Origin of the sequence: Micromonospora sonneratiae (assembly GCF_042679305.1) — a bacterium.
Taxonomy (GTDB): domain Bacteria; phylum Actinomycetota; class Actinomycetes; order Mycobacteriales; family Micromonosporaceae; genus Micromonospora_H; species Micromonospora_H sonneratiae.
Genome location: NZ_JBHTMP010000078.1, coordinates 23,493 through 29,993 on the forward strand (window position 1 = coordinate 23,493; position 6,501 = coordinate 29,993).

Below are 6,501 nucleotides of genomic sequence, written 5' to 3' on the forward strand. Positions count from 1 at the left end.
GGAAGGCACCCGCACCGATGTCCACCGGACCACTCGTACGCCGGGCTCGGTACACCGAGGTGGGCACCATTGCCGCCCTGGTCGCCGAGGCCGGTCACGCCCTCCCGATCGCGGCCTGGCTCATTCCCGACCAGCCGCGACGGGCCGCGATCCTCACCGAAGCAGCCAGGATCTGGGTCGAGCATTCTCTCTTCTTCGGCGAGGTCCACGTGATCGTCGACGAGGACGGTCTCGCCGGGGCCGCCGTCTGGTTCCACCGGTACCGGCCGCTCCCGCCTCCGGCCGCGTACGAACAGCGGCTCGCCGCCGCCTGCGGCGAGCACCGTGAGCGGTTCGCCGCCCTCGGTGCGCTCCTCGACGATCAGCGCCCCGAGAAGGGGCACCAGCACCTCGCCTTTCTGGCCGTCACCACCGACCTGCACGGCACCGGGATCGCCACCGCTCTGCTCGACCATCATCACACCCGGCTCGACCGCTATGGCACCCCTGCGTACGCCGAGGCGTACACGCCCGCCCACCAGCGCCTGCTGGCCCGGCACGGCTACCAGGCCCGGCCCGCCCTGCACCTGCCCGGCCAGAACACCATCCATCCCATGTGGCGGCCCGGCCACTCCGAGACCTGACCCGCACCCCTTCGCTCGCCCGACCACCCGACGGGCGAGCCCGGCACCGGCGACGCTGCGCGGCAACGTACGTCGGCTGGTGCCGACGCGGTGGGGTCGCCGCCCGGACTGCCCCCGGCGGCGACCCCACCGCGCCACAGCAATCGAGATCAGGATGGTGCTCGGGTGGTCGGTACCTGTTGCGGGCAGTCAACAGCCACGGGGGTGATCTCGCGGGGCCCGGTGGTCTCCCGGCGGACCTCGAAGCGTACGCAGATGTTGTAGTACACCTCCGAGCCTGCTGACCAGTTCTCCTGCACGGTCCCCACCATCACCACCTCCGCTGTGGCCAGTAGACCCACTCCGTGCTCGTCCGGGTCGTGGACCGAAGAGGTGAGTGCGTCACCCTGACTCTGGGCGACGAGCCGGTCGAGCACTGCCTGGTTGCTTGCCCACCCGCGCAGGCTGTGGGAGTCGGTCGCCCACGCCTCGGTCTCGTGGGCGACCTGGCCTGCCTTCTCTAACACTCCTTTTTCAGCGTTGCCGTGGTCTGTGAGGGCGCATCCGGCGGAGGACACGACGGCGAGACAGGTCAGCAGGCCGCCGATCGTTCTGGCACCTGCTGCCCGCAGACGAGCCGGGGCGGACGTCTGTCGATGACTTACGACGCGTCGCGACATGACACCAGAAAACCAATGGTCTCGTCGCCGCGCATCCGCCCGGGTGCTTAGTTCCTACGGTCGCTGATCCGTGACCGTCACAGTGAGGTGAGCGGTTCGGCCTGGTGGGCCCGATGCAGCAGCTCCACGAAGGACGGCGCGTCGGGCAGGGAAACAGAGCCGATCCGGTGTACGGCGATGCCCGGCGTCCAGGAGTTCATGACCACCGCCCCGGCCAACGCTGGCAGGTCGGCGGGCGTGACCTCCTGTTCGCGCTGGGGAACACCGAGGCGATCCAGTTGCCGGCGGACGGTGCCCATCATGGTTCCGCCCAGCATTTCGGCTACGGGCCACACCACTGCGGTGCCGTCCCAGAAGGCGAGGTTCCAGATCGAGGCTTCGCTGAGCCGGCCCCGACGGTCGATGAAGGCGGCGTCGTCGAAGCCCTCGTCGACGGCCTGACGGAGGAGGTACGTCTTGGCGATCTCGCCGACATGTTTCACGGCGGGGAGGACCCGTTCGTGCTCGACCACCGCCAGCGTCAGCGGGCCCTTCGGACCGGACGCGGCCGGCCCGGTGCGGACCAGCACCTCGGGCTCGATGTCGGGCCCGGCCACGGTGAACTCGCCTGCGGGTGAGTACACCGTGGCGGTCAGCGAGAGGTCGGCTGGGCCGGCCTCCACCGCCGCCCGTAGGTAGGACCGGATTCGGTCGTCGGGCAGCGCCCGGCCGAACATCTCCACGGAGGCAGATCTCAGGCGCTCCAGATGTAGGTCGAGGCCCCGGACCTGGCCGCCGCGTACCTGCATGGCGGTGAAGTGGGCGTAGCCCGCGAAGGCCAGCGGCGTCAGCTCCTCGGCGGTCGCAGCTTGGCCGTTACGTTGCGCAACAAATGAGGTCATGTCGACACCGTAGAATTTGACATTGATGTGAGTTTCAAGCGCAGATGAGGGGAATCACAGCGCGATGAAGATCGGGGATCTGGCGCGCAGGACCGGCGTCAACCCGCGCCTGCTGCGCTACTACGAGGAGCAGGGGCTGCTCACCTCGTACCGGGTTGGTGGTGGTCACCGTCGGTATGCCAAGGATGCCCCGGTCGTGGTCGGTCACATCAGGGCCATGCTTGCCGCTGGCCTGCCCACCAGCGTCATCCGCGAGATGCTGCCCTGTGTCGAGGGCCCGGGTCCGGAGTTGGAGCCGTGCGCAGCCCCGGCCCTTCAGGAGCAGCTACACGGCCTGGACGACAAGATCTCAACGTTACAGAACGCCCGGTCCGCACTCACCGGGCTCCTCGCCACCACTGCCACTGCCACTGCCACTGCCTCTGCCGGCGAACGGTCAACCGACGCATGACCAGCGGGACTGATCCGGTGGACCGACGGGGTGTTCCTGAGGCTGCGGGTGCTCCTACGTGCCGTGTCCGGCTACGCGACGAGGCTGACATCGATGAGGTCGTTCGCGTACTCCGGGAGGTCCACGACGGGGACGGCTATCCACTGAACTGGCCGGACCGTCCGGGTGAGTGGCTGATGCAGCCTCTGTTGCTGGCGGCCTGGGTGGCGGAACTGGATGGACAGATCGTCGGTCATGTCGGTCTTTCCCGTAGCGGTGCTGGGGATGCCGCACCGGTCCTGTGGAGCGGTCGTGCAGGGGTACCTGCCACGGATACGGCCGTGGTCAGCCGTCTGTTCGTCTCACCTGCCGCGCGTGGCCACGGGATCGGGGCGCGGCTGATGGCTGTGGCCGTACAGGGTGCACATGAGCGTGGCCTGCATCCGGTGCTGGACGTTCTCGCTTCGGACACGTCGGCGGCTGCCCTCTATCGCCGTCTGGGCTGGAGTCTGCTGGGGACTGTCGATCAGCGGTGGAGTCCGACCCAGACGGTTACCGTGCACTGTTATGCCGCGCCGGCCTGAAGTGGATCACGCCACGCACCCGCCGGCTACGTCCCGCTGGGAGTGATTCCCCGCGCGGCAGCGGCAAAGGCCCGGATGTGTTCGTTTTCGGCTGAGGCGGCCCACACCAGGACGAACTCGGCGGGGGCACCGTCGGTGACCGGGATGTAGGTGATGTCGGGGCGTCGGAAGTACTGGCCGGCCTGTGCCGTGGCCAGGGCGATGCCCTGGCCCGCGCCGATGAGGGTGAGCCCGGCCTGGACGGTGTCGACGGCCGGGCCACGGTGGATGGGCCTGCCGCTGGGGGTTCGCGTGGGGTGGTGGTATTCCTGCCAGTAGTCCGGTGCCGGACTGGCGGCGTAGATGGCCGCTTTGCCTGCCAGGTCCTCCAGCGTGATCTGGTCCCGCTCGGCGAAGGGATGTCCGCTCGGCACGGCCAGGATGCGGCCCTCTCGTAGCACGGTCGGACCGACCACCAGGTCGGGTTCCTCGATCGGGAGCATCGTGGCCATCACGTCGACCACGCCGTCCCGCAGTGCGGCAACGTGGTCGCTGAGCGGCGCTTCCAGGATCACCTGTACCTCGCGGCCCGGGTGGCGGTCCCGGTAGGCGTTGATCACCTGGGAGAGGGCAGCGCCGGTCGCGGGTCCCAGGAATCCCACGCGCAGTGTGTGGTGGGCGTCCCGGGCAGCGGCTGTCGCCTGGGCGACGGCGTCCTGGATGGCGCGGTGGTGGGGGGCGATGTCGTCGTACAGGCGGCGGCCGATCTCGGTCAACTGGACGTGGCGGCTGGTGCGTTCGAACAGTGGCGAGCCGATGCGGCGTTCCAGTTTGGCGATGGTCTGGCTGACCCGGCCGCTGCTGATGTGCAGCCGCTCGGCGGTACGGCGGAAGTGCAGCTCCTGCGCGAGAGCGAGGAAGGTCTCGATCTCGTGACGCTCCATCACACCCCGCTATCGCTTAGTTCGGCTAATCGGACGTTCCAAGATTAGCCATTGTTCCAGGTCAGTCCGGTCGATGATCATTGAGATCAGTCGGCGGTACGTCACGGCAGGCCGCAGGGCCGTCGCTGTCCGTCATCCCAGATCCTCAGCAGCAAAGGAATTCTGTGCGCAAGCTCGTCTACTACATCGCCTCGACGCTGGATGGCTTCATCGCCGGTCCGGATGGTGCCGACCCCACCGGGCCCGGCGGTTTCTGGCCGATTCCGGAGGATTATCTGCGGCACCTGGTTGCCGAGTACCCAGAGACCCTGCCGGGGCCGGCCCGGCAGGCGCTCGGTATCACCGCCGAGGGGACCCGTTTCGACACCGTCCTCGAGGGGCGTCACTCCTACGAGATCGGCCTGAAGGCCGGCGTCACCGACGCCTATCCGCACCTGCGCCACCTGGTGTTCTCCCGTACTCTCTCGGAGAGCCCGGACCCGGCGGTGGAGATCGTGTCCGGTGACCCGATCGCCAAGGTGCGGGAGCTGAAGCAGCAGCCCGGCAAGGACATCTGGGTGGTCGGCGGCGGCAACCTGGCCGGTGCCCTGTACCCGGAGATCGACGAGCTGATCGTGAAGCTGGCACCGTTGACCATCGGTACCGGCATCCCGCTGTTCGGTCACGGTGCCGAGTTCGACCCGCGTACGTGGGAACTCGTCGAACACCGTGTCATGGGTAGCGGCGCGCTCTTTCTCACCTACGCCCGCACGGCTGGTGCACCGGAGAGCGCGTGACCGTCCACCGCACCGCCCCCGGCGGCGTGGTTTTCCGCCCCATCACCGGGCCGGCCGAGATCGACCTGTTCAACCGGCTGCCGTACACCATCAACGACGAGCTGGCCGACGACCTGGCCGCAGGTCGCCGCCGCCCGGAGTGGATGTGGGTGGCGCTGCGCGGTGACCACCTGCTGGCCAGGGTCGCCTGGTGGGGTCGCCCCGGGGACAGCAGCCCGCTGCTGTTCGACATCCTCGACCTGGACGACGAGTTGGACGACGGGCTGGATGACGAGGTCGGGGACCTGACCTCGGTGGCCCGCGAGTTGTACGGGACGGCAGTCGCCCGGGTCGTCCCGGTCGGCACCGCTGCGCCGGAGTACGGCCGTTTCGTCCCGGCGAACTGGCGTGAGGAGCCCGGTGCTCGCCAGGCGGTGGAATCCCGGATGGCCATCGTCGAGAGCACCGGCGGCAGGCTGTTGGTCGAGCGGCTACGCCTGGAGTGGCGTTCGGGCAACGGTGTGCCAGCCGTCGATCGTCGGCTGGCCTTCCGTCCGGTTTCCGGGCCGGGCGAGCTGATCGGCCTGATGATCCGGGTGCTGGACGGGACGCTGGATGCGCACAGTCGGGCGGATCTGGCTGAGATGTCCGCCCGGGATACGGCGGTCAGGCACTACGAGGAGGAGTTCGCCAACTATTCCAGTCCGCGCCAGTGGTGGCGGGTGGCGACGTTGGGTGAGGGCGGCGAGCCGGTCGGATTCATCATTCCGGCCCGTAACTCGTACCACCCGATCATCGCCTACCTCGGCGTACTGCCCGAGCATCGGGGCCGGGGCTATGTGCACGGCATCCTGGCCGAGGGCACCCGGGTGCTGGCCGCCGAGGGGGTCACACACATCCGCGCCGCCACCGAACTGGGCAATGCGCCCATGGCGGATGCCTTCGCCCGAGCCGGCTATGTCAATTTCGAACGCGCCATCAACATGGCCTTCTAGCGAGGGGGTCGCAACATGTCTGAACCTCGCATGTCGCCGGTGAAGTGGTCGGCCTGCGTCAGCGCTCCATCCACAAGATCACCGCCGACGGGCTGAGTGGACGTGCCGCTTGCTCGACCGGTGGCGTGACGGCTGGCTAGCCGTCGCGCCACCGGTAGCGACGTGATCGTCTCGCTCAGGCACATCGCGGCCAGCTGGCCCCATACCGGACGCACTCCGACCTCGGCCTTTGTGCGCACGTCCGGTTTTGGGTCGTTCGTCACTTGAATCCCCATGATCAACCCGCCGGGATGCCCGGATCCGCGGAATCCGCGCCCGCCGCCGATGGTTATACATCGCGTACGGCCGAGCAGCCCCGCAGAACCATCCCCCTCTACCGGCGGCTGCCCCCTGGCAGATCAACGACGGCGCGGCGGAATGCCCGCCCGGCCGGGACCGTTACACCCCCGGGACACCCGAGCAGTCGACACGACGACACCGGGATGCTCCCCCTTCTTCTTTCCCCTGTTCTCGTTCGCGGCCCCCGCGCACGCACCCCCGCGTGTAGCAGGCCTGGCGCCGCACCCCCCGGAACGAAAGGAACACCCCCATGAACACCATCATGCGTAAGACCGCACTCGGCATCGCCGGCCTCGCCTTCGCCGGCGGCGT

General features: G+C 68.6%; 9 protein-coding genes. 5 read left to right on the plus strand and 4 right to left on the minus strand.

Features of this window, described 5'->3' with window-relative positions:
* The first annotated feature begins 17 nt into the window (after positions 1 to 17).
* A complete protein-coding gene (locus ACFQ4H_RS30530; protein ID WP_377577752.1) occupies positions 18 to 623 on the plus strand; it encodes a GNAT family N-acetyltransferase in 606 nt (201 codons plus the stop codon).
* A 149-nt stretch (positions 624 to 772) separates the two neighbouring features.
* On the opposite strand, the gene ACFQ4H_RS30535 is transcribed toward ACFQ4H_RS30530, so the two are convergent.
* Together ACFQ4H_RS30535 and ACFQ4H_RS30540 are read right to left on the minus strand one after the other, a co-directional pair.
* A complete protein-coding gene (locus tag ACFQ4H_RS30535; RefSeq protein WP_377577754.1) occupies positions 773 to 1,129 on the minus strand; it encodes a hypothetical protein in 357 nt (118 codons plus the stop codon).
* A gap of 230 nt (positions 1,130 to 1,359) precedes the next feature.
* Positions 1,360 to 2,163, minus strand: coding sequence for an aminotransferase class IV family protein (locus ACFQ4H_RS30540; RefSeq protein ID WP_377577757.1), 804 nt, complete (start codon positions 2,161 to 2,163; stop codon positions 1,360 to 1,362).
* A 64-nt stretch (positions 2,164 to 2,227) separates the two neighbouring features.
* Between ACFQ4H_RS30540 and ACFQ4H_RS30545 the strand changes: the two genes are divergently transcribed.
* Positions 2,228 to 2,614 (plus strand): MerR family transcriptional regulator, encoded by a 387-nt coding sequence (locus tag ACFQ4H_RS30545; RefSeq protein ID WP_377577760.1) that lies wholly within the window; start codon positions 2,228 to 2,230, stop codon positions 2,612 to 2,614.
* A 71-nt stretch (positions 2,615 to 2,685) separates the two neighbouring features.
* Here the strand turns inward: ACFQ4H_RS30545 and ACFQ4H_RS30550 are convergent, their stop codons facing one another.
* Entirely contained in the window at positions 2,686 to 2,850 is a 165-nt protein-coding gene (locus ACFQ4H_RS30550) for a hypothetical protein (RefSeq protein WP_377577781.1), read from the minus strand.
* On the opposite strand from ACFQ4H_RS30550, the gene ACFQ4H_RS30555 reads away from it, so the two are divergent.
* The gene (locus ACFQ4H_RS30555; RefSeq protein WP_377577763.1) at positions 2,791 to 3,177 is read left to right on the plus strand and encodes a GNAT family N-acetyltransferase; all 387 of its coding nucleotides are present in this window, start codon (positions 2,791 to 2,793) and stop codon (positions 3,175 to 3,177) included. The genes ACFQ4H_RS30550 and ACFQ4H_RS30555 overlap by 60 nt on opposite strands.
* 26 nt (positions 3,178 to 3,203) lie before the next feature.
* Here ACFQ4H_RS30555 and ACFQ4H_RS30560 read toward each other — a convergent pair whose 3' ends face one another.
* A complete protein-coding gene (locus ACFQ4H_RS30560) occupies positions 3,204 to 4,100 on the minus strand; it encodes a LysR family transcriptional regulator (protein ID WP_377577766.1) in 897 nt (298 codons plus the stop codon).
* Positions 4,101 to 4,264: 164 nt separating this feature from the next.
* On the opposite strand from ACFQ4H_RS30560, the gene ACFQ4H_RS30565 reads away from it, so the two are divergent.
* On the plus strand, positions 4,265 to 4,876 hold the full coding sequence (locus ACFQ4H_RS30565) for a dihydrofolate reductase family protein (RefSeq protein WP_377577769.1): 612 nt from the start codon (positions 4,265 to 4,267) through the stop codon (positions 4,874 to 4,876).
* Positions 4,873 to 5,850, plus strand: a complete 978-nt coding sequence (locus ACFQ4H_RS30570; RefSeq protein WP_377577772.1) for a GNAT family N-acetyltransferase — start codon at positions 4,873 to 4,875, stop codon at positions 5,848 to 5,850. The genes ACFQ4H_RS30565 and ACFQ4H_RS30570 overlap by 4 nt, the downstream gene beginning before the upstream one ends.
* Positions 5,851 to 6,501 lie beyond the last annotated feature (651 nt).